The following is a 26,053-nucleotide window of genomic DNA, read 5'->3' as shown; positions in this document are numbered from 1 at the left end:
AAACAACTACCTCACGTCGTCATCCACCCAGTCCATCGATTTCGTGACGGCCTTACGCCACAGGCGGAGCTGGCGGTCCTGTTCGGCCTGGTCAAGCTGCGGTTCCCAGCGCTTGTCCTCGGACCAGTTGGCCGACAGCTCGCCGAGGTCCTTCCAGAATCCGACGGCGAGGCCTGCTGCGTAGGCCGCGCCCAGGGCGGTGGTTTCCACGACCTCGGGCCGGATTACCGGGACGCCCAGGATGTCCGCCTGAAACTGCATCAGGGCATCGTTGGCAACCATGCCGCCGTCGACCTTTAGCTCCGTGAGGGGAACGCCTGAGTCCGCATTGACAGCGTCCAGTACCTCGCGGGTCTGGAACGCCGTTGCTTCCAGCGCTGCCCGTGCAATGTGGTTCTTGTTGACGAAGCGGGTCAGGCCCACAATGGCGCCGCGGGCGTCGGAGCGCCAGTACGGGGCGAAGAGGCCGGAGAACGCCGGGACGATGTAAACGCCGCCGTTGTCCTTGACTGACGCCGCCAGCGTCTCCACCTCGGGAGCGCTGCTGATCATGCCCAGGTTGTCCCGCAGCCACTGGATCAGGGACCCGGTGACAGCGATGGAGCCTTCCAGTGCGTAGTGCGGTGCGGCATCTCCCAGCTTGTACCCGACGGTGGTCAGGAGCCCGTTCTTGGAGTGGACGATCTCCTCCCCAGTGTTGAAGATGAGGAAGCAGCCAGTGCCGTAGGTGTTCTTGGCTTCGCCCGTCTGGAAGGCCGCCTGGCCGAACGTGGCCGCCTGCTGGTCCCCGAGGATGCCAGCTACGGGGACTTCGCGCAGCAACTGCGACGTGTGGACCGTGCCGTAGACCTCGGAGGAGGATTTGATCTCCGGCATCATGCTCAGCGGGACACCGAAGATCCCGAGGATCTCCTCGTCCCAGCTCAGGGTCTCGAGGTCCATAAACAGGGTGCGGGAGGCATTCGTGACGTCAGTGACGTGCACGCCGCCATCGACCCCGCCAGTCAGGTTCCACAGGACCCAGGCGTCGGTGTTGCCGAAAATAAGTTCACCGGCTTCCGCCTTGGCCCGGGCACCTTCCACGTTGTCCAGGATCCATTTGATCTTGGTGCCGGAGAAATAAGTGGCAAGGGGAAGGCCCACCTTGTGCTTGAACCGTTCCGGCCCGCCGTCCTGGGAGAGCTCGTCAACGATGCTTTGGGTCCGGGTGTCCTGCCAGACGATGGCGTTATAAACAGGCTCGCCAGTGGTCTTGTCCCACACTACGGCGGTTTCGCGCTGGTTGGTGATGCCGACGGCGGCAATGTCGTGCCGGGTCAGGTTCGCCTTGGAGAGCGCGGAGGCAATGACCTCCCGGGTGTTGTTCCAGATCTCGGCGGGGTTGTGCTCCACCCAGCCTGCCTGCGGGAAGATCTGTTCGTGCTCCATCTGGCCCGACGAGACAATATTGCCGCTGTGGTCGAAGACGATGGCGCGGGAGCTGGTGGTGCCCTGGTCAATGGCGATTACGTACTGGTTCATGATGACGTCCTTGTCTGTATACGGGGTGTTGGCTGAACGGTCAGGCGGCGGCAGTAATGATGATCGGGGCTATCCTGGCGACAATACCGCCCAGGGCACCACCCGCCAGGGGTCCCACTACGGGAATCCACGAATAGGCCCAGTCGCTGGTGCCCTTTCCTTTGATGGGAAGCAAAGCGTGTGCAATCCGCGGCCCCAGGTCACGGGCCGGGTTGATGGCGTAGCCTGTGGGTCCGCCGAGGGAAACACCGATGCCCACCACGAGCAGGGCGACGGCAAGAGGTCCCAGGCCCGAGGGCGTTCCGCCGAGGGTGAGGATCACAAAAACCAGCACAAAACTGCCGATGATCTCGGTGACGAGGTTCCACGGCGTGGAGCGGATCGCCGGGCCGGTGGAGAACACGCCCAGTTTGCTGGCCGTCTCGAGGTCGGCGTCGAGGTGCTGCTTATAGGCGGCCCAGCAGACCACTGCGCCGAGGAAAGCCCCCAGCATTTCGCCGCCGAAGTACGTCAGGGTTGAAGCAACATCAATCGGGACCTCTGGGGCATAGGGCCGTTTGCCCTCAACCAGGATCCCGAGGGTGACGGCGGGATTGAGGTGTGCGCCGGACTTGGCAGCAACGAAAACACCCGCGAAAACGGCGATGCCCCACCCCCAGGTCACCATCAGGAACCCGCCGCTGTAGCCTTTGGTGCCCTTTAACGCAACGTTGGCGACCACGCCGCAACCCAGGAGGGTGAGCATCGCAGTTCCGAAGACTTCGGAAAGGAAAACAATTCCAAGAGACATCTTTGACTCCTCTATATCTGTTGTCGGTCCATCGCGGTTGCAGGACCGACCGTAGGGCCGGGGCACGGTGGTGCCCCGGCTTTCAGCCGGGTTGCCTAGGCGACCAAACTGTGGATCTCTACTCGGTGGAGACGCTCCAGCACGTCGTGGGCAGCCCGGATCTGCGCGGCCGTTGTGGCGGGATCCCAACCCAGCGGACCGGCGAGCACCTCCGCCACCTCGTGCAGCAGTTCACCCGTCACCAGGCCGCGGAAGGCAAGGGACGTCCGGCGGATGAGCACATCTGCGAGGTGCCCGATCTGCTCATTGGCGGCCATAAATTCCAGCTCGCGGACACTGAGCTCGCGCGTGGAGTGCAGGAGCCGGTCAGCTCCGGCGTCGAGGTAGTCCATGACTTCCTCGGCGCGGGTGCCATAGCGCGTCAGCAGGACCGCGGTCCGGTCGGCGTCGCGGCTGGCGGACATGTGGGCCTTAATCCATTTCTGGACCCCCGCCTCGTCCTCAGGAAAGCCGGTCCCGCCTCCGATGGCGAGCTTCGCCGTCGAAACCTTCCGTTCCATCCCCAATTCGGCGAGCACGTCGTTGGCCATATGCTCGGCCAGCGCGCGGAACGTTGTCCACTTGCCACCCACCAGGGAAAGAACGACGGCGCCTGCGGCCCCTTCGCGCCGCTCGATCCGGTAGTCCCTTGAGACAAATCCTGGCTGGGTTGCGTCGTGCCGCGGGAGCGGGCGGACACCGGAGAACGTGTAGACGATCTGCCCGCGGTTCACCGGGATGTCGGGGAAGACGTGGCTAATCAGTTCAAGGAAGTAGTCGATCTCGCTGTCGGTGCACACCGCGTCCTGGCCCATGTCGGCCTCCACGTCGGTGGTTCCCACCAGGACCCTGTCCCCCATCGGGTAGATCAGGACGATCCGCCCATCCGTGTGCTCAAAGAAGATTTCGCGGCCACGGCATGCTTCGAGCAGTCCGGGGTGGTCCAAGACAATGTGCGAGCCCTTGGTGCCACCCATGAACTGGGAGCCAGCGCCCATCGCCCCGTTGGTCAGGTCCACCCAGGCCCCGGTGGTGTTGACGATGACATCCGCGGTGAAGTCAAAAACGTCGCCGGTGAGCTCGTCGCGCAACTGGACGGTGCTTCCCGCGGTGCGGCCGGTACTGCCGGGCGCCGCGGCGGCTGTCATGGACTGCAGCGAAAGATAGTTGCTGGCCCGGGCCGTGGCGTCAGCGGGGCCGTCGACGCCCAACCCGGCCTTCTCACCGTCCTGGAGGACGTCCAGGGTGAGGCGCTCCGGATTGTGCACGGACGCATCAAAGTAGGTGGCCGCATATTTGGTGCCGGGGTGGAGGTGCGGCAGTTCGGCCAGTGCACGCTTCCGGCCCCGGAACTGGTGGCGGGGAACGGATCCGCCGTCACGGGAGAACGAATCGTAAAGGCTGAGCCCCACCTTGATGAGGAACGCACCGCGCTCCTTCGGCTTGCCCTGCTGCTTGTGCGTCAGGAAGCGCAACGGGGCCGACAGCACCCCGGAGAATGTACTAAAAATCGGAATCGTGGTTTGGAGTGGCTTCACGTAGTGGGGCGCGATGCGGAGCAGGCGGTTTCGTTCCACCACTGATTCCCGGACCAGCCGAAACTCGCCGTTTTCCAGGTAGCGGATGCCGCCGTGGATCATGTGCGAGGAGGCGCCGCTGGCACCTTGGCAGTAGTCTCCGCGCTCCACCAAGGCAACATCGACACCCTGCAGGGCAAGATCGCGGAACGTGCCCACGCCGTTGATTCCGCCGCCGACGATGAGCACTTTTGCCCGCGGACGCTGCCGCAGGGCCTGCACTGAAGAACGCGCTCCGGAGGCTGCAGACGGCTTGGCTCCGCTGTGGCCGAACAAATCATGGGTTCCCAAAACAACTCCCTTGGGTTTGGTGTATGCGGCTGCCGCCTGGCGAACCGCAGGTCTCCCACTATTGTTTGAAGTAATGGAAAATAGAGTCAACCTCTATGCACAAACGTGCAGAATGGATTCCCCATGTCACCCTCACGCCACTCCGATACCCTGCGGGCAGCCCAGATGTATTACTTGCAGGACCTCACCATGGACGCCATCGCCCGGGAACTGCGCACGTCCCGTTCCACGGTTTCCCGGCTCCTGTCCTCGGCCCGGGACTCCGGCCTCGTTCAGATCCAGATCCGCAATCCAATGGATACCGGCCCGGAACTGGAGGGCATGATGCGGGACGAGTACAACGTGGACGTGCACGTTGTCCCAATCCTGGAAACCCTGAACGAAGCTGAAACCCTGGACCGCGTAGCCATGCAGGCCGCACGAACGATCGGGCCGCTGGTGGATTCCAACGCCATCATCGGGGTGGCCTGGGGCTCCACGCTGAGCGCAGTGAGCCGGCACCTTACCCGCAAGATCACCCACGACACCGTCATTGTCCAACTCAACGGTGCGGGCAATATGCACACTACGGGCATCACGTACGCCAGCGACATCATGCGGCGCTTCGGAAGTGCCTACGGCGCCCGGGTGGAGCAGTTCCCGGTACCGGCGTTTTTTGACCACGCAGCGACCAAGACGGCCATGTGGAATGAACGCAGCGTGCAACGGATCCTGGAGCTCCAGTCAAGGATGAGCATGGCGATCTTCGGCGTGGGTTCGGTGGACGCTGACTTTCCAAGTCACGTCTACGCAGGGGGCTATTTGGACGAAAGTGACCTCAAGATCCTTGCAGAATCGGATGTTGTGGGCGACGTCGCAACCGTGTTTTTCCGTGGTGACGGGTCTTCTGACGGCATCGTACTCAATGAACGGTCCACCGGCCCTGCGCTCGCGGAACTGAAGCAGGTCCGGCGCCGCATCTGCGTGGTGTCCGGGGCGTCGAAGATCAATGGCCTGCGCGGAGCCCTGACCGCGGGGCTGGCCACCGACCTGATCCTTGATGAAGCAAGCGCGCGGCGCTTGGTCAGTTTCGACGGCCCCACCTGACGGAGTCTGTGTACAGAATGGGTAGAGTCGTTGCTATGAAAACCTCTCCCCGGCTCAGCCTGAACAACGGCGTGCTGATCGACCAGTTGGGATATGGGCTGTACAAGGTTCCGGTCGCGGAGGCGTCCGCCCTGGTGGCCACCGCACTGGGCGCCGGTTACCGGCATTTCGACACCGCAGCCATGTACGGGAATGAAACCGGAGTGGCCCGCGGGATCAGCTCCTCCTTCGGGTACGACGGCGGAACCGGAAGTGGCGGCTCAGGAGAGGCTGCCCCCGCGTTGTCCCGCGAGGACGTTTTCATTACCACGAAGGTCTGGAACGATGACCAGGGCTATGACGCAACGCTCCATGCGTTCGATACCTCCATGGTGAACCTCGGCCTGGACTACATAGACATGTACCTGATCCACTGGCCCTGCGCCCGGCGCGGGCTTTTCACGGAAACTTACCGCGCCCTGGAAACTCTGTATCGCGAAGGCAAAGTGCGTGCCATCGGCGTGTGCAATTTCCAGCCCGCCCACCTGGACCGACTGCTGCAGACGGCGGAGGTTGTGCCGGCCGTCAATCAGATCGAACTGCATCCCTGGCTCCAACAGGCTGAGCTCCGGGAGTTGCATGCTGCACTCGGTATCCTGACGGAGGCGTGGAGCCCCTTGGGGCGCGGGCAGGTCCTGGCGGACCCCGTGGTCCTGGCCTGCGCCGCCGAACACGGGGTGACGGCGGCACAGGTCATCCTGCGATGGCATGTCCAGCTGGGCCACATCGCCATCCCCAAAGCCAGCTCGGAGCCCCGGATCCGCGAAAATCTGGACGTCTTCCGCTTTGCGCTTTCGGACCGCGACATGACTGCGCTCGCTGAACTTGACCGGGGATACCGCACCGGGTCCCACCCTGACAACGTCAACTAGGACCGAGGGCCATGAAAACAGCTGACTCCCCGCCTCCCACCACGCCGTCCTACTTCAGCCATGAACTCGCGGCCCGGACCCAGGCCTCTGAGATAGAGCTCAACGGCAGCACCGTGGCCTACTGGACCTATGAACCGGTACAGGCGACACCGGAGACACGGACCATTCTGGTGATCCACGGCTTCAGGGGTGATCACCATGGGCTGCTCAGGGTTGCGGACCAGTTGCCCGGAATGCGGATCATCATGCCGGACCTCCCCGGCTTCGGCAGCTCCGGGGCCTTTGCCTCAGGAACCCATTCCGTGGAGCACTACGGCACGTTCATCACTGACTTTATGGCTGCCTTGGGCCTCGGCCCGGACACCGTGCTGCTGGGCCATTCGTTCGGGTCCATCGTTGCCGCGCACTTCGTGGCAGCCCACCCCGGTGCGGTGTCACCGCTGATCCTGATCAACCCGATTGCGGCACCGGCGTTGGAGGGGCCGAAGGGGATCATGACGAAACTTGCCGTCCTCTACTATCGGCTCGCGGCCCGGCTCCCCCGGAGGCTGGGCCTTGCGTTGCTCCGCAGCCCCCTGATCGTCCGCGTCATGAGCGAGGCCATGGCCAAAACCCCTGACAAAGAGCTTCGCCGGTTCATCCACGGCCAGCACCATGCCTACTTCAGCGCCTTTGCCGACCGGGACAGTCTGCTGGAATCCTTCACTGCCTCCGTCAGCGGAAACGTGGCCGAGGTGGCCGGGCAGTTGTCACTGCCGGTCCTGCTCATCGCCGGCGAGAAGGACGAGATTGCGATGCTGCCTGACCAGCGCCGCCTCGCCGCGCTGCTGCCTGACGGCACCCTGAAGGTGATCCCCGGCGTCGGGCACCTGATCCACTACGAAACGCCCGCGCCGGCCGCCGGCTTCATCCTCACTTTCCTTAAGGACCACCCCGCGTGAAAATAGTCGTCGACGCCCGCTTCACCCGGACCGACCACCACGACGGAATCAGCCGGTATGGAGCCAGCCTGATAGCCGCAACGGCAAAGATCGCCGACGTGTCCATGCTCATCAGCGATCACCGGCAGCTTGCCCTGCTCCCCGACGTTCCCTACACGCTGATCAACAGCCCGCTCTCCCCGATGGAGCTCTTCGTGGCGCGGAAGATCAACCCGCTCAAAGCTGACGTGGTGGTGTGTCCCATGCAGACCATGGGCACGTGGGGCCGAAAGTACGGACTGGTCCTGACCCTGCACGACCTCATCTACTATGAGCACCCCGCCCCGCCGGGATTCCTGCCAGCACCCGTGCGCGTCTTGTGGCGCCTTTACCACAAGGCGTACTGGCCACAGCGGCTCCTGCTCAACCGGGCTGACATCGTGGCCACCATCAGCAGCACCACGGAAGCACTGATGGCCAAGTACCGGCTCACCAGCCGCCCCGTGCGGATCATCAGCAACGCACCGCAACCAGACCAGGAGCCCCGGGACGCAGCCGCCGGGGCGGAGCACTCGCTCATCTACATGGGTTCGTTCATGCCCTACAAAAACGTGGAAACCATGGTGGCCGGAATGGCCGAACTGCCCGACTTCACCCTGCACCTGCTCAGCAGGATCACCCCCCAACGCAGGGCCGAACTGGAGATCATGGTGCCCCAGGGCGCCAAGGTGGTGTTCCATAACGGGGTGACTGACGACGATTACGCCACCCTGCTCAAGAGCGCAACTGCCTTGGTGAGCCTCTCCCGGGCGGAGGGATACGGACTGCCACTCGTGGAGGCGATGGCACTGGGCACCCCGGTCATCGCCAGCGACATCCCCATCTTCCGGGAGGTTGGCGGCCACGCTGCGTCCTACGTTGACCCCGGCTCCGCCGCGGAGTTTGCCACCGCCGTGAAAAAACTACGCGACGGCGTGCACTGGCAGGACGTGTCGCGGCGGTCCGTGGCGCGGGCGGCAGAGTTCACCTGGGATGAATCCGCCCGGCAACTGGTTGACGTGGCCCATGACATCGTGGCGGCCCGGTCAGGCGGCCGGAAACGTCCGACTCATCCGGCCTGAGCGGCCTAGCCGGGCCGACCGCACTACAGGACATCCACCCCGTCCAGGCGGAGCTGTACCGGTTCCTCGATCCGCTTGGCCGCAGCCGCTGCACGTGCGGCACGCAACACCCGGGTTACCTTCGCTGCCTGCCCATACGGGAAGAACAATAGCGTGCGGACATCTTCGCCCAGCCGCTGGGGCGTGGCCGCGCCGACGAGCAGCACCGGCGCCGGTCCTGCCGTCCGCAGGGTCACCCCGTCTGCCTCCAGCTGCTTTTCCACACCCTCGGTGAAATGCACGACGGCGGCACGCGGGCCCGTGACGGAGGCGATCCGGACCGCCGGGGGCAACTGGAGCTCCACCCGGAGCGCCAGTTCACGCTGGGCATAACCGGCGGGATCCCAGCGCAGCAAGGCGCCAACCGCAGCGGTATCGGCCGCCGTGATCACTACGAGCCCACCATCGGAGGCGGGCCGCACCAGGGCGGCGGCGTTGAACCAGCGCCGGACGGTGTCCTCCCCCGCCCGGAGGTTTTCGCGGCGGAGAAGCGAGTCGCCGTCCAGGAGCAGTGCCGCGGCATATCCCCCGTCCGCTACCGGCTCGGCACCCACCGTGGCGACCACGAGGACCTTCCCGTTGCCGACGTCTGTCTTGACGTGATCCCCTGAGGAGGTGACCACCGCCTTGCCGGGGAACGCCCGGCCCAATTCCTCGGCGGTCCGCATGACCCCGGTGGCGCCCTTGCGGAGCCGGCGGCCGCCGCAATGGCTGCACTCCCAGTCCGGGGCCGGGGTGGAGCACCAGCGGCACTGGGGCATTGCGGCGCTGCCACTGGCACCGGCAATGGCCAAGGGGCCCTGACAGGATCCGCAGCGCGCCGGCTCGCGGCACGTTTCGCAGATCAGTGATGGTGCGTAGCCGGCACGGGCCACCTGGACCAAGACCGGCCCCCGTTCCAGGCCCTCCTTCGCGGCGCGCCAGGCCGCCCCGGGAAGCCTGGCGATGCGGGCCAGCGGGTCACGTTCCTGTTCGAAACTGTCTGCAGTGTTCAAGACCCTGGGTACGGTGGAGCGGACTGCCGTGCGTTCGGCGACCACAGGCATGGCCCAGCCCGTTTCCACCAGCCGCTGCAGCTCTGTGCTGCGGCTGTGACCCGCCATCAGGCAAGCTGTGCCTTCCTGGCCGGCACGCAGGAGCAGGACGTCGCGCGCGTGCGCGTAGGGAGCACGCTGCTCGATGTGGAGGTCGTTTCCGTCGTCCCAACAGGCCACAAGGCCGAGGTCGCGGACCGGCGCGAATGCCGCCGACCTGGTGCCGATGGCCACCTGCGCGGAACCGTCGAGCACGCGCAGGAAGTTCCGGTACCGCGGTGTTGGGCCGTCCTCGGCGGTCAACCGGGCGACGTCGTCGGCTGGCAAGAGTGCCGCCAGCGCCTTTTCGAGGCGGTCCAGGTCACGGTAGTCGGGAACCACCACCACAGCACCCCGGCCGGAGGCGCGGACCGCAGCGACGGCTTCAGCGATCAGCCGCGGCCACGCCGAACTCCCAAAGCCCTGGAGGGGACTGAACACCGCGCGCGGAGAACCGCCCTCCCTCAGATGACGGACAAATGCTTCACCGTTGCGGTACGCCTTCCAACCGCCGGACACAGCATGGTTAGCGGCTGCGGCTGTGTCTTCGACGTCAGAACCCCCGCCCGACGGCGACGCAGGGCCTGATGCCTCTGCCTCCACGGAACGGGCCAGAAACTCCTTTTCAAGCTTGGCCACCCGCGGCGGAACCGCAGCGCGCAGCACATCACTGAGGGTTCCGGCGTAGCGCGCGGCGACTGCCGAGGCCAGGTCCCGGACGGCCGGAGTCAGGACAGGCACCGGCGAGATGACCTTGTACAGCGGAACCAGGGTATGGCCGGCGTCAGATTCGGCGGCGCGTTCCATGATGAAACCGCCCAGTTCCTGGCCACTGAACTTGACCTTGACCCGCACTCCGGGCTGCGCAGCGGCATCGAGGTCCGCCGGCACACTGTAATCAAACGGGCGGTCAAGGTGGGGCAACGCCGACTCCACCAGCACCCTGGCAACCGGGAGGCGCGCGGCCAGGGCAGGACCGGTCTGCGGCGTGCGCGGCGGGAAACCCTGGAGCAAGGACATCTGCACACCGCCGGGAACGTCAGGCTCTGCCTGGACAGCCTTATCTCTTGCCATGTCGGCTACCCCCTACAGCATCCGGCGCGGGCCAGGTTGGTTGCCGGACACTGACTCCGGCGTTCCTTACTGACTGGACACAACCAACCAACCACCTTGCCCTGACATTTTCAGCCGGGCCGGGCGGAAGGCTTGGTCGGCTAGGCAAACTAGGCGTTGAAGAAGGCCTTGAGATCGTCCACGCGGTCCAGGCGCTCCCAGGTGAAGTCGGGATCGTCGCGGCCGAAGTGGCCGTGTGCCGCAGTCTTGGCGTAGATGGGCCGCTTGAGATCCAGGGCGTCGATGATGGCACGCGGGCGGAGGTCGAAGATTTCGGCGATCGCGGCGCTGATCCGCGCCGGGTCCACGGTTTCCGTGCCAAACGTTTCCACGTACGTGCCAACCGGGCGGGCCTGGCCGATCGCGTAGGCAATCTGGATTTCGGCGCGCTTTGCCAAGCCTGCGGCCACCACGTTCTTCGCAACCCAGCGCATGGCGTAGGCGGCCGACCGGTCCACTTTGGACGGGTCCTTGCCCGAGAACGCGCCGCCGCCGTGGCGGGCCATGCCGCCGTAGGTGTCAACGATGATCTTGCGTCCGGTCAGGCCGGCGTCGCCGACGGGTCCGCCGATGACAAATTCTCCCGCGGGGTTCAGGATGTTGGCTGCCCGCGAGATGTCCAGGTTGGCGGCGGCCAGTACCGGATTGATCACGAAGGAGGCGAGGTCGGCGCGGAGCCGGTCCAGGCTGGTTCCCTCGGCGTGCTGGCTGGAGATGACCACGGTTTCCACCGAGACGGGGATGTCCTTGTCGTAGCCCACAGTGACCTGCGTCTTGCCGTCGGGTCGGAGGTAGGAAAGCTCGCCGGACTTACGCACTTCGGTCAGGCGTTCGGACAGGCGGTGCGCGAGCCAGATCGGCGTCGGCATGTACGACGGCGTTTCATCACTGGCGTAGCCGAACATCAGGCCCTGGTCGCCGGCGCCCTGGAGATCGTAGTCATCCTCCTGGCGGCCCTCGCGGGCCTCGAGGGAGTTGAACACGCCGCCGGCGATGTCGTTTGACTGCTGCCCAATGGAGACGGACACGCCGCAACGTGCGCCATCGAAGCCGTTGGCCGAGGAATCGTAGCCGATGCCAAGGATGGTCTCGCGGACGATCTGCGGGATCTCAACGTAGGCGTCCGTAGTGACCTCGCCGGCAACGTGGACCAGGCCCGTGGTGGCCATGGTTTCAACGGCGACGCGGGACTCCGGATCCGCAGCCAGCAGGGCGTCGAGGATGGCGTCGCTGATCTGGTCACAGATCTTGTCCGGGTGGCCTTCAGTCACCGACTCGGAGGTGAAGAGCCGGAGCGCCGAGGGCGTGGCCCCGTGGGTGTGGGGAATGTGCAGCGGTAAAGTCACTCAACTACCTTACTGGTTGGGAAACGGGCGTCCGGCAGCGTATGTCCCCATGCTAAGGAAACGTTGCCGGCCTGCCGTCAGGCGCGGTGCGAAACGTGGTTCAGCTCATAGCCGATCCGGCTAATAACGGCGGCAGAGACTTCGGTCTTTGATCCTGAAGCCTCCTGGGGTTCGGAGCCGGAGCGCGAAAGGATGACGACGGCGTTGGTGTCCTGGCCAAAGACTTTATCCGTGCCCACATGGTTGACGACCAGCAGATCGCAGCCCTTGCGCCTGAGCTTGGCCTCGGCGTACGCCAGCACATCCCCCTCGCCGTCACCGGTCTCAGCGGCGAAGCCCACAATCAGCTGGCTGCGGCGCGCCTGGTCGTGGGCGGCATCGCGTACTTCCACCAGTTCGTGCAGGATGTCGGGATTCCGGACCAGGGAAATGACGGGGTCAGCGGCGTCGTCGCGCTTCTTGATTTTTGTGCCGGATATCTCAGCGGGACGGAAGTCGGCCACCGCGGCGGCCATAATGACGACGTCGGAATCCGCTGCAGCGGCCAGCGCGGCTTCCCGCAACTGCAGCGCAGTCTCCACTTCCACTACTTCAACGCCGGCCGGCGGCGGTACTTCCATATGTGCAGCCAGGAGCCGGACCGAAGCTCCAGCGTTGCGGGCGGCAACTGCCAGGGCGACGCCCTGCTTGCCCGATGACCGGTTTCCCAGGAAGCGCACCGGGTCCAGTGGTTCGCGTGTACCGCCGGCGCTGATGGTGACCGTTTTTCCGGCAAGCGGCAGTTGATAGTCGGACCTGCCCTGGGCCAGGGCGATGGCGGCGTCGAAGATGGCCTCCGGTTCGGGCAGGCGGCCAGGGCCTGAGTCAGAGCCGGTCAGCCGTCCGGAGGCGGGCTCCAGGACAGCTGCGCCCCGCCCCCGCAATGTCTCCACATTGGCGCGCGTGGCCGGGTGCTGCCACATCTCCGTATGCATGGCCGGGGCAAAAAGCACCGGACCACTGGCCATCAGGAGGGTGTTCGTGAGGAGGTCGTTGGCTTGGCCGGTGGCGGCACGCGCCAGCAGGTCCGCCGTCGCCGGTGCCACCACGATGAGGTCCGCTTCGTGACCCAACCGCACATGGTTAACCTGGTGGACGTCGTCGAAGACGCTGTTGCTGACGGGGTGCCCGGACAGGGCCTCCCACGTAGCGACTCCCACGAAGCGGGTAGCCGCTTCCGTGGGAATCACCGTGACGTCATGGCCGGCTTCAGTAAAAAGCCGGAGGAGCGATGCCACCTTGTAGGCGGCAATCCCTCCCCCGACTCCGAGGACTATGCGCACGTGACCTCCGTCAACAGGCAGTCTGTGTAATTACTCTGCGGCTTCGATCGGCGTGGAAACGAGTTTGCCTTCGTTGATCTCACGCAGGGCGATCGAGAGTGACTTCTCGTTCAGCTTGGTGTCGACCAACGGGCCGACGTACTCGAACAGGCCCTCGTGCAGCTGGGCGTAGTAAGCGTTGATCTGACGTGCACGCTTGGCGCCGAAGATCACCAGGCCGTACTTGGAATCAGCTGCCTCAAGCAGCGAGTCGATCGGCGGGTTGATGATGCCTTCAAGGTTCGTGGACACGAATTCTCCAAATTCTAACGGGCCGACTGCTACCGGCAACTAGTGCGGGTGCGGTGTCAGCCCCATGAGTGAAACAAGCTCGTCCGCTGCCCGGCGAACGTCATCATTGATGACGGTGTGGTCAAACTCCGGTTCAGCGGCAAGTTCTAGTTTAGCGGTTTCCAGCCTTTGCCGCTGTTCCTCCGCAGTTTCGGTGCCGCGGCCTACCAGCCGGCGCACCATTTCGTCCCAGCTCGGCGGCGCGAGGAAGACGAATTGGGCATCCGGGACCGCCGCCTTGACCTGTCGGGCACCCTGCAGGTCGATCTCCAACAGAACCGACTTTCCGTCGGCGATGGCTTCGTTCACGGTGCTTTTCAGCGTGCCGTAGGTGTTCTGGCCGTGGACCACTGCCCATTCCAGGAACTCCCCGGCAGCGACCAGGGACTCGAACTCTTCCTTCGATTTAAAGAAGTAGTGGATGCCGTCCTGCTCACCGGGCCGCGGAGCGCGGGTGGTGGCCGATACGGAAAGCCAGACTTCGGGGTAGTTATCCCGGATGTAGGTGGACACGGTGCCTTTGCCAACAGCCGTCGGACCTGCGAGGACTGTCAGTCCCGGTTTCTTGCTCACATATTCCTTTGCGGCGGTTCGGATGGGGCGAACCGTGGCACGCCCTACTTCTCGTCTATAAAATCTACCAGCGCCTGGCGCTGGTGAATGCCCAGCCCCCGGACCCGCCGGGAAGCGGCTATTCCCAGCTGCTCCATAATGGCCGCGGCCCGCACCTTGCCGATGCCAGGCAGCGCTTCAAGGAGTTCGGCCACACGCATCCTCGCAAGGGCGTCGTCGCCGGCCGCCGAACTGATGATGTCCGCGGCCGACGTCTCGCCGTTCTTGAGCCGCTCTTTTGCCGCCGCCCTGGCTGCCCTGGCAGCGGCTGCCTTCTGCAGCGCGTCCGCGCGTTCCGACGCGGATAACGGTCGCAGGCTCATGGAGGACACCCCCGGTTTTCTCGGATGCATCCAAGGCGGCCGCCATTGGACTTGTCCTGAAACCTACCCTCTGGTGCCCCGCGAATCAATGGACCGGCGCTACGCCAGGCTAGCCTTTGCGAAGTCCCTCAAGCGTCCGCAGGGCGGCCTCCTGGAGCCCCCGTATATCGGGGCCGGCGGCAAGGATGTCGCGGCTGGATGTCCCCAGCACCTGCGGGTACGCCGGACCGAACGTCGTGCGCAGGTCAGCCCCGGTGGCGCCCTGCGCCCCCAGCCCCGGGGCAAGGATGGGCCCGCGGACGGCTTGCAGGTCAAGCTGCAGGTCAGTCAGCGCAGAACCCACGGTGGCTCCGACCACGAGTCCAACGGACCCGAGGGGCCCGTCGTAGCGGCGGTTCTCCGCTGCAGCCGCCTCGGTGATCCGCCGGGCCACGGAGTCGCCCCCGCCGATGTGCTGCACGGACGCCCCCTCCGGGTTGGATGTCAGTGCCAGGACGAACACACCGCGGCCGTATTCGGCCGCGAGGTCCAGGGCGGGGCGGAGGGATTCAAACCCCAGGTACGGGCTGAGCGTCACGGAGTCGGCTGCCAGTGCCGACCCGTCCCGCAGCCAGGCGTCAGCGTACGCGGCCATGGTGGAGCCGATGTCGCCGCGCTTGGCGTCGGCGATGGTGAGCACCGACTCGTCGCGTGCCGCGGCGAGGAACTCCTCAAGGACGGCCATGCCGGCCGAGCCGTGGCGTTCATAGAGTGCCACTTGTGGCTTGACCGCGGCAGCGAGCGAACCGACCGCCTCCAGGACCGTCAGCGAAAAGCGCCTCAGCCCGGCGGCGTCGTCGTTCAATCCCCAGCTCTTCAGGAGCGCCGGGTGCGGGTCAATGCCCACGCACAGCCGCCCGCGGGCGGCCATGGCCGCCCCCAGCCGGGAGCCGAACGGCTCCCGGACTGTGGAGCTGGTTACTGCGGATCCGGCGTCAGGCATGGTGCACTGCCGTGCCCTGCGACGCGGCGAGCTGCGACGCGGCCAGCGCCGCGGCGTGCTCCTGCAGGCTGGTTACGGACCACTCGTACGTGCGCATGGCCTCGATCGCCTGCACTGCCGCGTTGAATTCAGCCACAGTAGTGATGCAGGGGATGCCGATGGAGGTGGCGGCTGCGCGGAGTTCGTAGCCATCGCTGCGGGCTTCGCCGCCGGACGGAGTGTTGAACACCATGTCGATGTCGCCGGCGATGACGAGGTCCGCGATGGTGCCCTCGCCTTCGGCGCTGCTGCCTTCGGCGACCTTGCGCACCGGGGTGGCCTGGATGCCGTTGCGGCGCAGGACATCAGCGGTACCGCCAGTAGACACGATTTCGAAGCCAAGGTCCGAAAGCCGCTTGACGCCCATGATCACGGACCGCTTATCCCGATTGGCCACGGAGACAAAGATCTTGCCTTCGGTGGGCAGCGCGTTGTTGGCGGCTGCCTGGCTCTTGGCGAACGCGGTGTCGAAGTGCTTGTCGATGCCCATCACTTCACCAGTGGAACGCATTTCCGGGCCGAGCAGGGAGTCGACGACCTTGCCTTCAGGCGTACGGAAGCGGCTGAACGGCAGCACGGCTTCCTTGACGGACACCGGCGCGTCCAGCGGCAGAGTGGAACCGTCTCCCGTTTCCGGCAGCATCTTGTAGGCGCTGCGGAGCTGGCCGATGGTAACGCCTGTACCGATCAGGGCCGCGGCCTTGGCCATCTGGACGCCGGTGGCCTTGGACACAAACGGCACGGTGCGGGAGGCACGCGGGTTCGCTTCCAGGACATAGAGGACGTCCGAGGCGAGGGCGAACTGGATGTTGATCAGGCCGCGCACGCCCACGCCTTCTGCGATGGCGCGGGTGGCTGTGCGGACGCGTTCCAGGACGTTGTTACCCAGGGTGATGGGCGGCAGGACACAGGCGGAGTCGCCGGAGTGGATGCCGGCTTCCTCGATGTGCTCCATGATGCCGCCAAGGTACATGTCCGTGCCGTCGAAGAGCGCGTCAACGTCGATTTCGACGGCGTCTTCCAGGAACCGGTCGATCAGGACCGGGTGGTCCGGGGTGATCTCGGTGGCGTTGGCGATGTAGCGGGAGAGGTTGGCCTCGTCATAGACGATTTCCATACCGCGGCCGCCCAGCACGTAGGACGGGCGGACCAGGACGGGGTAGCCGATCTCGTCAGCGATCTTCTTGGCGTCCTCGAAGGACACGGCGGTGCCGTTCTTCGGGGAGATCAGGCCGGCCTTGTCCAGGACGCGGGAGAACGCCCCGCGGTGCTCGGCGAGGTCGATCGCCTCCGGCGACGTGCCCAGGATGGGGACACCGGCGTCGGCCAGCTGCTGCGCCAGCTTCAGCGGGGTCTGGCCGCCAAGCTGCACGAACACGCCCATGACGCCGCCGGTGCGTTCCTCCGCGGCGATGACCTCCAGGACGTCCTCAAGGGTCAGCGGCTCGAAGTACAGGCGGGTGGAGACGTCGTAGTCGGTGGAGACCGTCTCCGGGTTGCAGTTGACCATGACGGTCTCGTAGCCGGCCTTGCGCAGCGCCATGGAGGCGTGGACGCAGGAGTAGTCGAACTCGATGCCCTGGCCGATGCGGTTCGGACCGGAACCAAGGATCAGGATCGACGGCTTGGAGTGCAGCGCTACCTCGTCCTCCTCGTCGTAGGCCGAGTAGTGGTAGGGGGTGTAGGCGGCGAACTCGGCCGCACAGGTGTCCACAGTCTTGTAGACGGGACGGATCCCCAGCGCCTGGCGAACACCCCGGACCACGGCCTCGGAGTTGTGCGTCAGGGCTCCGATCTGCTCGTCGGAGAAGCCGTGGCGCTTGGCGCGCTTGAGCATGTCCACGGTCAAGGCGCCGGCCTCGCGGATCTCACGGGAGATCTCGTTCAGCAGCTGGAGCTGGTCCAGGAACCACGGATCAATCTTCGTGGCTGCATACAGCTCCTCCACGGTGGCACCGCCGAGCATGGCCCGCTGGACCTGGTGCAGCCGCTCCGTGGTGGGGCGCTTGGACTTTTCGATGAGTTCCGGGACTTCCCATTCCGGGACGGAGCTGAAGTCCAGCTGCGAGCCCTTCTGTTCCAGGGAGCGGAGAGCCTTCTGCAGCGCTTCGGTGAAGTTACGGCCCATGGCCATGGCCTCGCCCACGGACTTCATGGTGGTGGTGAGCGTGTTGTCGGCGGCCGGGAACTTCTCGAACGCGAAGCGCGGAACCTTGACCACCACGTAGTCCAGCGTGGGTTCGAAGGAAGCGGGGGTCTTCTGCGTGATGTCGTTCGGGATCTCGTCAAGCGTGTAGCCGAGGGAGAGCTTGGTGGCGATCTTGGCAATGGCGAAGCCGGTAGCCTTCGATGCCAGCGCCGAGGAGCGTGACACACGCGGGTTCATCTCGATGACCACCACACGCCCGGTGTCCGGTTCGATGGCGAACTGAATGTTGCAGCCGCCGGTGTCGACGCCGACTTCGCGGATCACTGCGATGGAGATGTCACGGAGCCGCTGGTACTCACGGTCAGTGAGGGTCAGTGCTGGCGCCACGGTGATGGAGTCGCCTGTGTGAACGCCCACGGGGTCGAAGTTCTCGATGGAGCAGACGACAACCACGTTGTCGTTCTTGTCCCGCATCATCTCGAGCTCGTATTCCTTCCAGCCGAGGATGCTCTCTTCGAGCAGAACCTCGCTGGTGGGGCTGTACTGCAGGCCCTGGCCCACGATGCGGCGGAGGTCATCCTCGTTGTACGCCAGGCCGGAACCCAGCCCGCCCATGGTGAAGGACGGACGCACCACCATGGGGTAGCCGAGGTCTTCGGCGGCCTTGAGGGCCTCGTCCATGGTGTGGATGATGTGGCTGCGGGCAGATTCCGCGCCGCAGCGCTCCACAACGCCCTTGAACTTTTCGCGGTCCTCGCCGAGCTCGATGGCGGCGATGTTCGCGCCGATGAGTTCCACGTTGTACTTCTCCAGCACACCGTTCTTGTCCAGCGCGATGGCCGTGTTCAACGCCGTCTGGCCGCCCAGGGTTGGCAGGACTGCGTCCGGACGCTCCTTGGCGATGATCTTCTCCACCACCTCGGGGGTGATGGGCTCGATGTACGTGGCGTCGGCGAACTCCGGGTCCGTCATGATGGTGGCCGGGTTCGAGTTCACGAGGATGACGCGCAGGCCCTCCTCCTTGAGGACACGAAGTGCCTGGGTGCCGGAGTAGTCGAATTCGGCGGCCTGGCCGATGACGATCGGGCCGGAACCGATGACCAGGACGCTCTTAAGGTCAGTTCTCTTGGGCATTACTTCTTGTCCTCAGTCTTGTTGTCAGTCGTGGTCGGATCGGCGGGGTGCTTCGCGTCAACCGGGTCCTTGGACAGGCCCGCGGTCCTGCCATCGCGGGTACCTTCCATCAGGTCGATGAAGCGGTCGAAAAGGTAGGCGGCGTCGTGCGGTCCGGCTGCCGCCTCGGGGTGGTACTGGACCGAGAAGGCGGGGATGTCCAGGCACGCGAGACCTTCCACGACGTCGTCGTTCAGGCTTACGTGGCTGACCTCGACGCGGCCGTACCGCTCCTCAGGGGCCTGGGTGGCGCCGTCGAGCGGTGCGTCCACGGCGAAACCGTGGTTCTGCGAGGTGATTTCCACTTTGCCGGTGCGGCGGTCCATCACGGGCTGGTTGATGCCGCGGTGGCCGTAGCGCAGCTTGTAGGTGCCAAAGCCCAGGGCGCGGCCCAGGATCTGGTTGCCGAAGCAGATGCCGAAGTACGGCAGCTTCTCGTCCAGGACCGAGCGCAGGAGCTTGACCTGGGCGTCGGCGGTGGCGGGGTCTCCCGGGCCGTTGGACATAAAGAAGCCGTCCGGGTTGACGGCCTTGACGTCCTCAAGGGTGGCGGTGGCGGGCAGCACGTGGACGCGCACGCCGCGTTCGGCGAACCGGATGGGGGTCATCGCCTTGATGCCAAGGTCGATTGCGGCAATGCTGAACCGGGCGTCGCCGTCCCAGCCGTGGTCTTTGGGCTCAACGACGTAGGCCTCATCGACACTGACTTCCTCAGCCAGGCGGGCGCCTTCCATGGGAGCGCTGGCGAGGACGGTGTCCAGGAGTTCCTTGTCGGTGGCCTGGGCGGCGTCGCCGGAGAAGATGCCGGCGCGCATGGTCTTGTGCTCGCGCAGGTGGCGGGTGATGGCGCGGGTGTCCACGCCCTGGATGCCCACGATTCCCTGCTCGACGAGTTCGGAGTCAAGAGATCGCTCCGACCGCCAGTTGGAGGGGCGGCGGGCGGCGTCGCGGACGATGTAGCCGGCTACCCAGATGCGGCGGGACTCAGCGTCTTCGCTGTTGACGCCGGTGTTTCCGATGTGCGGCGCGGTCTGCACCACCAGTTGGCGGGCGTAAGAGGGGTCCGTAATGGTCTCCTGGTAGCCGGTCATGCCAGTGGCGAAGACCGCCTCGCCCAAGGCGGTGCCGGTGGCGCCGTAGCTGGTGCCGCGGAAGATACGGCCGTCCTCCAGAACGAGCGCTGCCGTGGTGGAAACTGCTGGAGTGGCATCCACTTTTTCTGCTGCTGTTTGTGTCACTGTTTTACTTTCCACTCTGGGGATCAGCCTGGGGGGCCGCGGAGATCAATTGCTGAAGGGATTCGAAAAGGGCTGTTTTGTCTGCGGCGCGGCGGGTACGGAAGCCGGTGTCCAGCTCATGGGAGCCCAGCCTCCAGCTGAGAACCAGGAGGCCGTCCTTTTCCACGAACTTGCCGGCCATGCCGCTGTCCTGCCGCACGCCCGTGAGGTCCGCGGCCGGAATGTAGACCGCCGGCGCCCCGGACCGGTCAAAAAGCACACCATGGGCGTAGACCGAGAGGGTCGCGTTGGTCCGGATGCCCAGCCCGTGCACGGCGATCCGGTCCAGCCAGTCCCCCGCGGTGGTTGATGCGACGTACTGGCCTTCCGCTACCTCGAGAGCCGTTCCGGGTGCCTCGGGCACTGCAGGTAACTGCTCGACGTCGGCCTGCCGCTTGAGGCGGTTCCGCCACCCGGTCCAGATCATCAGCAGGACCACGGCGATGATCGCCACCGTGATGATGCCGGTGAGGAGCTTGGTGTCCATCAGGAGACGCCCGCCACTTCGCGGTAGGGGGTGTTGAGCTGGCCGTCCAGGACGGTGGGGTGCCCTTTGTAGAACGTGGCCACCACCTTGCCAGGCAGTTCCAGGCCGGCAAACGGCGAGTTGCGGCCCATGGTTGCCATCTTGGCGGGGTCGACGGTCCAGCGGGCGTTGGGGTCCACCAGGATGAGGTTGGCGGGCTCGCCAGCCTCGAGGGGGCGGCCTTGGTCCGCCAGCCGGCCGATCTGTGCTGCGGCCGTGGAGGTCACCCGGGCGAAGTCGGCCCAGGTCATCAGTCCGGTTTCGATCATGGTGTGCTGGACCACGGACAGCGCGGTTTCCAGCCCGGTCATGCCCATCGCGGCCTGCGCCCACTCGCACTCCTTGTGCTCGCTGGGGTGGGGGGCGTGGTCGGTGCCCACGACGTCGATGGTGCCATCGGCGAGGCCGGCGCGCAGTGCCTGTACGTCCGCGTCGGTCCGCAGCGGCGGGTTGACCTTGTAGACGGGGTTATAGCTGCGGACGAGGTCGTCAGTGAGCAGGAGGTGGTGCGGGGTGACCTCGGCGGTGACGTTGATGCCGCGCTCCTTGGCCCAGCGGATGATCTCCACAGAACCGGCGGTGGATACGTGGCAGACGTGGAGGCGCGAGTTCACGTGCTGGGCGAGCAGGACGTCGCGTGCAATGATGCTCTCCTCGGCGACCGCCGGCCAGCCGGTAAGTCCGAGGACGGCGGAAACTTCGCCCTCGTTCATCTGGGCACCGGCGGTGAGGCGCGGCTCCTGCGCATGCTGGGCCACGACGCCGTCGAACGCCTTGACGTATTCGAGGGCCCTGCGCATCAGGACAGGATCGTGGACGCAGATGCCGTCGTCGGAGAACATGCGGACGCGGGCGCGGGAGTCGGCCATGGCACCGAGCTCGGCCAACTGCTCCCCAGCAAGCCCGACAGTGACTGCGCCGACCGGACGGACATCCACCCAGCCGGCGGCGCGGCCCAGGCTGTAGACCTGCTCCACTACTCCGGCGGTATCCGCCACGGGGGTGCTGTTGGCCATGGCGTGCACGGCGGTGTAGCCGCCAAGGGCGGCCGCGCGGGTACCCGTTTCGACGGTCTCGGCGTCCTCGCGGCCGGGTTCGCGCAGGTGCGTGTGGACGTCCACCATGCCGGGCAGCGCCACCAGGCCCGCTGCCTCAATGACGGTGGCATCGTCGGCGTCGGCGTGCGTGGCTGCGCCGGTTCCCCGGGCTGCGATGACGCCGTCGCGGATAAGGAGGTCCTCGGCGCCGGCGCCCAGTACCGCTGCGCCACGTATCAGGTAGGTTCCGTTATTCTCTGCCATCAGTTGCTCTCCTTAGTGGGGGTGGCGGCTGGTTCGCGGGTATCCCCGGAGAGCAGCAGGTACAGGGCGGCCATCCGGACGGAGACGCCGTTCTTCACCTGCGACAGCACGGTGGAGCGGGGCGAATCCGCGGCGGCTGCGGAAATTTCCAGGCCCCGGTTCATGGGGCCGGGGTGCATGATGATCGTGTCTTTGAGCCCCAGGCTGTCCAGGGCACGGAGCCGGTTGTCGTCGAAACCCCAGCGGCGGGAGTATTCGCGGGTGGAGGGGAAGAACGAGGCGTTCATCCGCTCGCCCTGCACGCGCAGCATCATGACGGCGTCCACTCCCTGTTCAAGGGTTTCATCCATGTTGTAGCTGACCTTGCACGGCCACTGTTCGACGCCGATGGGCAGCAGGGTGGGCGGGGCAACGAGCGTGACTTCCGCGCCGAGCGTGCGGAGCAGCCAGACGTTGGAGCGGGCTACGCGGGAGTGCAGGACGTCTCCGGCAATGGCGACGCGCATGCCCGACAGGTCCGCGCCGATGGATCCGGTACCGGCGAGCTTCGCCCAGTGCCGGCGCATGGTGAAGGCATCCAGGAGTGCCTGGGTGGGGTGTTCGTGGGTGCCGTCCCCGGCGTTGATGACCGCGGCATCGATCCAGTCGGTGGCGGCCAGGCGGTGGGGCGCACCGGAAGCCCAGTGGCGGATTACTACGGCGTCCGCTCCCATGGCTGCCAGTGTCTGGGCTGTGTCCTTGAGGGACTCACCCTTGGAGACTGAAGACCCCTTCGCCGCGAAGTTGATGACGTCGGCGGACAACCGCTTGGCGGCCGCTTCGAAGGAGATCCTGGTGCGGGTGGAGTCTTCGAAGAAGAGGTTCACTACGGTGCGGCCACGCAGGGCCGGGAGCTTCTTGACCTCACGGTCCCCCACGGCGGCCATTTCTTCGGCGGTGTCGAGGATGCGGATGGCGTTGGACAGGCTCAGGTCTTCGGTTGAGAGCAGGTGTTTCACGCGCCGCCCTCGATAACCACTTCGTTGACCGTGGACCCGTCGGGGGAAGTATCGGTTTCCTCAAGGCGGACCCGGACCTTCTCGGCGGAGGACGTGGGCAGGTTCTTTCCCACGTGGTCCGCCCTGATGGGAAGCTCGCGGTGGCCACGGTCGATCAGCACGGCGAGCCGGACGATCCGTGGACGGCCGAGGTCGATAATGGCGTCCAAGGCGGCACGGATGGTGCGGCCGGAGTACAACACGTCATCGATGAGCACCACGACCTTGTTGTCGATCCCCGTGCGCGGGAGTTGGGTGGGATAGGGAGGCCTGGTGGGCTGGTGGGAGAGGTCGTCGCGGAACATGGTGACGTCCAATTGTCCGACGATCGCGGCGGCGTCAACGGTGGGGTCAGCGGCAGCAATCTTGCGGGCCAGCCTGAGTGCCAGCGGATAGCCGCGCCGCGGAATGCCCAGCAGCACCAGGTCCTTGGAGCCTTTGTTGGCCTCGAGGATCTCATGGGCGATACGAGTGAGGGCGCGGTCAATGTCTGCCTGGTTGAGGACAACCCTGGCTGGAACCGGTGCGCTTGTGACAGAAGTCAACGCTCGTCTCCCCTTTCCCCGCCTCACAGGACGGAATTAAAAGAAGGATTATTTGCGTTCCAAAATTACCACACGGCGCGGTGCCGTCCCTTGCCGGAGGAGCGCGTTAATGGTCACATCCGGGCCCCTCCCCTGCGTTGCGCCTTGCCACACCGCAAGCTGAGCCTTTTGAGCCATGATGGACGCACCATAGGCTTTCCTTATGTCGATGCACCCCCATCACCGTCCCGGCCAGCCAGGACCCTCCGGACCGCAGGGACCTCTTCCCAGCCAGGCGAACCCCAGTTGGATGGGCCACGTCCAGCCGGAGTACTACCGGCCGGTGCCGGGCAATGCAGGCGGCCCGGTCCATTCCCTGGTCCAGCCGGTCGCCCAGGGCCGGCAGGGCCCGGTCGCTCCCCCGAGCCGTGCGGGCCTGCTGGTACTGATGATCGGCGGCGGTGCCCTGGCATTCCTCAGCCTGTTCCTGGTGGTTCCGTTCCTCCTGGCCAACACGGGAACCGCCGGGTTCATGGTGGGTTTCATCGCCTCGCTGCTCCCGCTGTCCGCGGTGCTCCTGACAGTCCACGTGATCGACCGGTGGGAGCCGGAACCAAAAAGACTCCTGTTCTTTGCGTTCACCTGGGGCGCCGCAGTATCGATCGCCGTCACGCTGCTCGTCCAGCCGTTCTTTGCGCTCACCTACCAGTTTTCCGACGAACCCGACATCCAGACGTACATGGCCACTGTCCAGGCACCGGTCGTTGAGGAATTCGCCAAGTCCCTCGGGCTGCTGTTGCTGCTCCTGATGGCGCGCAGGCACTTCGACGGACCGGTTGACGGGGTGGTCTTCGCGTTCACGATTGCCGGAGGATTCGCGTTCACGGAGAACATCCTGTACTTCGGCCGGGCCATCGCAGAGTCTGCCAGCCCCGCCACCGACCTGGCCCAGATCTTCCTCCTGCGCGGGGTCATGTCACCGTTCGCCCACGCCATCTTCACCGGAACAACCGGCCTCATCATGGGGTTTGCAGCCCGGCGTTGGCACACGGGCGCGTCGGTTGCGGCGTTTGTGGTGGGCCTGCTTCCAGCGATGTTCCTGCACAACCGGTGGAACAGCATGGGCCAGGGCTTCCTCGCGGACTACATCCTCATCCAGGTGCCCATCTTTGTGCTGTTCATTGGCGTGGTCATCCTGCTGCGCGTCGCCGAAAACCGCCTCACCCGGCAGCGGTTGCTGGAGTATGCCGCGGCAGGTTGGTTCACGCCTGCCGAAGTCGACCTCCTCGCCACGCCAGGCGGCAGGCGCACTGCACTCAGTTGGGCTGCCGGCTACAACCGGCGGCCGCAGATGAAGGCCTTCGTGAAGGCAGCCACGCAGCTCGCCTTCACCCGGCAGCGCATCCTGAGCGGCCGCGATGTGGCGCTGCACCAGGCTGAAGAACGCGATCAGCTGCACCGGATCCTGGCCCTGCGGGCCGCCGTCGCCGGCTGACGGCACCAGCTGGCAGCAAAGCGCGTGCGCTGCCAGCCGGGAAAACGCGCAAGGGGCCGGCGTCCGCCAGATGGCGGACGCCGGCCCCTTGGGGATGGACGTGCGGACTAAGCCAGCAGCGAAGGCTTCAGCTGCTGCAGGCGTCCAAGGAGTCCGTTAATGAACGACGGCGACTCGTCGGTTGACAGCGTCTTGGCCAGCGCCACGGCCTCACTGACAGCCACGCCGTCGGGGACGTCGTCGTTGTACAGCAGTTCCCAGGTGCCGATGCGCAAGATGATGCGGTCCACCGAGGGCATGCGCTCCAGGGTCCAGCCCTGTGAGTAGGTCTCCAGGAACTCGTCGATGGCGGTCTGCTGTGAGACCACGCCTTCAACTATTTCCAGGGTGTACGGGTTGACGATCTGGTCCGTGTTTTCCCGCCGGGCCCGGAGGACATCAAAAGCGGAGACCGAGCGTTGCTCAGCTTCGAAAAGAACGTCCAGCGCCCTGTTACGGGCTTTACCGCGTGCGCTCACTACTCGCTGACCCGGCCGAGGTAGCTGCCGTCGCGGGTGTCGACTTTGACCTTCGTGTTGTTCTCGACGAAGAGCGGAACCTGGATCTCGTAGCCGGTTTCGAGCGTGGCGGGCTTGGTGCCCGCGGAGGAGCGGTCGCCCTGCAGGCCCGGCTCGGTGTAGGTGATTTCCAGGACAACGCTGGGGGGAAGTTCAATGTAGAGCGGGGTGCCCTCGTGGATGGCGATGTTGACCATCTGGTTTTCCAGCATGAAGTTGGTGGCGTCGCCTACCGTTGCTCCGGAAACGGTGATTTGGTCGAAGTCGGAGGTGTCCATGAACACGAAGTCCGCGCCGTCCTGGTACAGGTACTGGTAATCGCGGCGGTCAACCGTGGCGGTCTCGATCTTGAGGCCGGCGTTGAAGGTCTTGTCCACAACCTTGCCGGACATCACGTTGCGCATCTTGGTCCGAACGAACGCACCACCCTTGCCAGGCTTGACGTGCTGGAATTCGATGATGTTCCAGAGCTGGCCCTCAAGCTTGAGGACCGTTCCGTTCTTGATGTCGTTAGTGGTTGCCACTGATTTCCTCTGGTTTCTATCTGCCTGGGCGGTCAGACGTATCTATGCCGGCCAG

The 26,053-nt window shown here is 65.4% G+C and carries 23 protein-coding genes; 5 read left to right on the top strand and 18 right to left on the bottom strand.

Annotation, left to right across the window (positions count from 1 at the left end):
- Positions 1–6 precede the first annotated feature (6 nt).
- The 3 genes from glpK to V9L17_RS08920 form a co-directional block, all read right to left on the bottom strand.
- Positions 7–1,521 carry a glycerol kinase GlpK gene (gene glpK / locus V9L17_RS08930; RefSeq protein ID WP_337351180.1) on the bottom strand — a complete coding sequence of 505 codons (1,515 nt, stop codon included), beginning with the start codon at positions 1,519–1,521 and terminating at the stop codon, positions 7–9.
- Positions 1,522–1,561: 40 nt separating this feature from the next.
- On the bottom strand, positions 1,562–2,311 hold the full coding sequence (locus V9L17_RS08925) for an MIP/aquaporin family protein (RefSeq protein ID WP_337348574.1): 750 nt from the start codon (positions 2,309–2,311) through the stop codon (positions 1,562–1,564).
- 95 nt (positions 2,312–2,406) lie between these two features.
- Entirely contained in the window at positions 2,407–4,218 is a 1,812-nt protein-coding gene (locus tag V9L17_RS08920; RefSeq protein WP_443198022.1) for a glycerol-3-phosphate dehydrogenase/oxidase, read from the bottom strand.
- A 123-nt stretch (positions 4,219–4,341) separates the two neighbouring features.
- Here V9L17_RS08920 and V9L17_RS08915 point away from each other — a divergent pair, with 123 nt between their 5' ends.
- The 4 genes from V9L17_RS08915 to V9L17_RS08900 are packed head-to-tail and all read left to right on the top strand — an operon-like array spanning position 4,342 to position 8,256.
- Positions 4,342–5,304: a sugar-binding transcriptional regulator gene (locus V9L17_RS08915; RefSeq protein ID WP_337351179.1), complete on the top strand. Its 963-nt coding sequence runs from the start codon at positions 4,342–4,344 to the stop codon at positions 5,302–5,304.
- 35 nt (positions 5,305–5,339) lie between these two features.
- A complete protein-coding gene (locus V9L17_RS08910; protein ID WP_337351178.1) occupies positions 5,340–6,215 on the top strand; it encodes an aldo/keto reductase in 876 nt (291 codons plus the stop codon).
- A gap of 11 nt (positions 6,216–6,226) precedes the next feature.
- A complete protein-coding gene (locus V9L17_RS08905) occupies positions 6,227–7,156 on the top strand; it encodes an alpha/beta fold hydrolase (RefSeq protein ID WP_337351177.1) in 930 nt (309 codons plus the stop codon).
- A complete protein-coding gene (locus V9L17_RS08900; RefSeq protein WP_337351176.1) occupies positions 7,153–8,256 on the top strand; it encodes a glycosyltransferase family 4 protein in 1,104 nt (367 codons plus the stop codon). Before V9L17_RS08905 ends, V9L17_RS08900 begins: the two co-directional genes overlap by 4 nt.
- Positions 8,257–8,279: 23 nt before the next feature.
- Here the strand turns inward: V9L17_RS08900 and V9L17_RS08895 are convergent, their stop codons facing one another.
- The 13 genes from V9L17_RS08895 to pyrR all read right to left on the bottom strand — a co-directional run bounded on the left by V9L17_RS08895 (position 8,280) and on the right by pyrR (position 23,443).
- A complete protein-coding gene (locus V9L17_RS08895; protein WP_337351175.1) occupies positions 8,280–10,442 on the bottom strand; it encodes a primosomal protein N' in 2,163 nt (720 codons plus the stop codon).
- A 149-nt stretch (positions 10,443–10,591) separates the two neighbouring features.
- Positions 10,592–11,827: a methionine adenosyltransferase gene (metK, locus tag V9L17_RS08890; RefSeq protein ID WP_337348580.1), complete on the bottom strand. Its 1,236-nt coding sequence runs from the start codon at positions 11,825–11,827 to the stop codon at positions 10,592–10,594.
- A 77-nt stretch (positions 11,828–11,904) separates the two neighbouring features.
- Complete coding sequence (gene coaBC / locus V9L17_RS08885) at positions 11,905–13,149, bottom strand: bifunctional phosphopantothenoylcysteine decarboxylase/phosphopantothenate--cysteine ligase CoaBC (RefSeq protein WP_337348581.1); 1,245 nt, start codon at positions 13,147–13,149, stop codon at positions 11,905–11,907.
- Positions 13,150–13,179: 30 nt separating this feature from the next.
- Positions 13,180–13,440 (bottom strand): DNA-directed RNA polymerase subunit omega, encoded by a 261-nt coding sequence (gene rpoZ, locus V9L17_RS08880; protein WP_003800778.1) that lies wholly within the window; start codon positions 13,438–13,440, stop codon positions 13,180–13,182.
- A 39-nt stretch (positions 13,441–13,479) separates the two neighbouring features.
- Positions 13,480–14,052, bottom strand: a complete 573-nt coding sequence (gene gmk, locus V9L17_RS08875) for a guanylate kinase (RefSeq protein WP_337348582.1) — start codon at positions 14,050–14,052, stop codon at positions 13,480–13,482.
- Positions 14,053–14,096: 44 nt separating this feature from the next.
- A complete protein-coding gene (mihF, locus tag V9L17_RS08870) occupies positions 14,097–14,414 on the bottom strand; it encodes an integration host factor, actinobacterial type (protein ID WP_337348583.1) in 318 nt (105 codons plus the stop codon).
- A gap of 109 nt (positions 14,415–14,523) precedes the next feature.
- A complete protein-coding gene (gene pyrF, locus V9L17_RS08865; protein WP_337351174.1) occupies positions 14,524–15,396 on the bottom strand; it encodes an orotidine-5'-phosphate decarboxylase in 873 nt (290 codons plus the stop codon).
- Positions 15,389–18,718, bottom strand: coding sequence for a carbamoyl-phosphate synthase large subunit (carB, locus tag V9L17_RS08860; protein WP_337348585.1), 3,330 nt, complete (start codon positions 18,716–18,718; stop codon positions 15,389–15,391). The genes pyrF and carB overlap by 8 nt, the downstream gene beginning before the upstream one ends.
- Positions 18,718–19,995, bottom strand: coding sequence for a glutamine-hydrolyzing carbamoyl-phosphate synthase small subunit (gene carA, locus V9L17_RS08855; protein ID WP_337348586.1), 1,278 nt, complete (start codon positions 19,993–19,995; stop codon positions 18,718–18,720). The genes carB and carA overlap by 1 nt, the downstream gene beginning before the upstream one ends.
- A 4-nt stretch (positions 19,996–19,999) precedes the next feature.
- A complete protein-coding gene (locus V9L17_RS08850) occupies positions 20,000–20,521 on the bottom strand; it encodes a PH-like domain-containing protein (RefSeq protein WP_337348587.1) in 522 nt (173 codons plus the stop codon).
- Positions 20,521–21,861 (bottom strand): dihydroorotase, encoded by a 1,341-nt coding sequence (locus V9L17_RS08845; protein ID WP_337351173.1) that lies wholly within the window; start codon positions 21,859–21,861, stop codon positions 20,521–20,523. The genes V9L17_RS08850 and V9L17_RS08845 overlap by 1 nt, the downstream gene beginning before the upstream one ends.
- The gene (locus V9L17_RS08840; protein WP_337348589.1) at positions 21,861–22,859 is read right to left on the bottom strand and encodes an aspartate carbamoyltransferase catalytic subunit; all 999 of its coding nucleotides are present in this window, start codon (positions 22,857–22,859) and stop codon (positions 21,861–21,863) included. Before V9L17_RS08840 ends, V9L17_RS08845 begins: the two co-directional genes overlap by 1 nt.
- Entirely contained in the window at positions 22,856–23,443 is a 588-nt protein-coding gene (gene pyrR / locus V9L17_RS08835) for a bifunctional pyr operon transcriptional regulator/uracil phosphoribosyltransferase PyrR (RefSeq protein ID WP_337348590.1), read from the bottom strand. Before pyrR ends, V9L17_RS08840 begins: the two co-directional genes overlap by 4 nt.
- Positions 23,444–23,645: 202 nt before the next feature.
- Here pyrR and V9L17_RS08830 point away from each other — a divergent pair, with 202 nt between their 5' ends.
- Positions 23,646–24,917, top strand: a complete 1,272-nt coding sequence (locus V9L17_RS08830; protein ID WP_337351172.1) for a PrsW family intramembrane metalloprotease — start codon at positions 23,646–23,648, stop codon at positions 24,915–24,917.
- Between the two features lie 107 nt (positions 24,918–25,024).
- Here the strand turns inward: V9L17_RS08830 and nusB are convergent, their stop codons facing one another.
- Together nusB and efp are read right to left on the bottom strand one after the other, a co-directional pair.
- Positions 25,025–25,435, bottom strand: a complete 411-nt coding sequence (gene nusB, locus V9L17_RS08825; RefSeq protein ID WP_337348592.1) for a transcription antitermination factor NusB — start codon at positions 25,433–25,435, stop codon at positions 25,025–25,027.
- Positions 25,435–25,998 (bottom strand): elongation factor P, encoded by a 564-nt coding sequence (gene efp, locus V9L17_RS08820; protein ID WP_337348593.1) that lies wholly within the window; start codon positions 25,996–25,998, stop codon positions 25,435–25,437. Before efp ends, nusB begins: the two co-directional genes overlap by 1 nt.
- Positions 25,999–26,053 lie beyond the last annotated feature (55 nt).

The organism is Pseudarthrobacter sp. CCNWLW207 (assembly GCF_037203945.1).
Classification (GTDB): domain Bacteria; phylum Actinomycetota; class Actinomycetes; order Actinomycetales; family Micrococcaceae; genus Arthrobacter.
This window is presented reverse-complemented; position numbering and strand designations above follow the sequence as displayed.

Coding starts and splice junctions, on each gene's coding strand:
- V9L17_RS08845 (WP_337351173.1), bottom strand. CDS start 21,861: ATGGCAGAGAATAACGGAACCTACCTGATACGTGGCGCAGCGGTACTG.
- V9L17_RS08830 (WP_337351172.1), top strand. CDS start 23,646: ATGTCGATGCACCCCCATCACCGTCCCGGCCAGCCAGGACCCTCCGGA.
- pyrF (WP_337351174.1), bottom strand. CDS start 15,396: ATGCCTGACGCCGGATCCGCAGTAACCAGCTCCACAGTCCGGGAGCCG.
- mihF (WP_337348583.1), bottom strand. CDS start 14,414: ATGAGCCTGCGACCGTTATCCGCGTCGGAACGCGCGGACGCGCTGCAG.
- glpK (WP_337351180.1), bottom strand. CDS start 1,521: ATGAACCAGTACGTAATCGCCATTGACCAGGGCACCACCAGCTCCCGC.
- V9L17_RS08925 (WP_337348574.1), bottom strand. CDS start 2,311: ATGTCTCTTGGAATTGTTTTCCTTTCCGAAGTCTTCGGAACTGCGATG.
- V9L17_RS08910 (WP_337351178.1), top strand. CDS start 5,340: ATGAAAACCTCTCCCCGGCTCAGCCTGAACAACGGCGTGCTGATCGAC.
- V9L17_RS08895 (WP_337351175.1), bottom strand. CDS start 10,442: ATGGCAAGAGATAAGGCTGTCCAGGCAGAGCCTGACGTTCCCGGCGGT.
- V9L17_RS08915 (WP_337351179.1), top strand. CDS start 4,342: ATGTCACCCTCACGCCACTCCGATACCCTGCGGGCAGCCCAGATGTAT.
- carB (WP_337348585.1), bottom strand. CDS start 18,718: ATGCCCAAGAGAACTGACCTTAAGAGCGTCCTGGTCATCGGTTCCGGC.
- V9L17_RS08850 (WP_337348587.1), bottom strand. CDS start 20,521: ATGGACACCAAGCTCCTCACCGGCATCATCACGGTGGCGATCATCGCC.
- V9L17_RS08905 (WP_337351177.1), top strand. CDS start 6,227: ATGAAAACAGCTGACTCCCCGCCTCCCACCACGCCGTCCTACTTCAGC.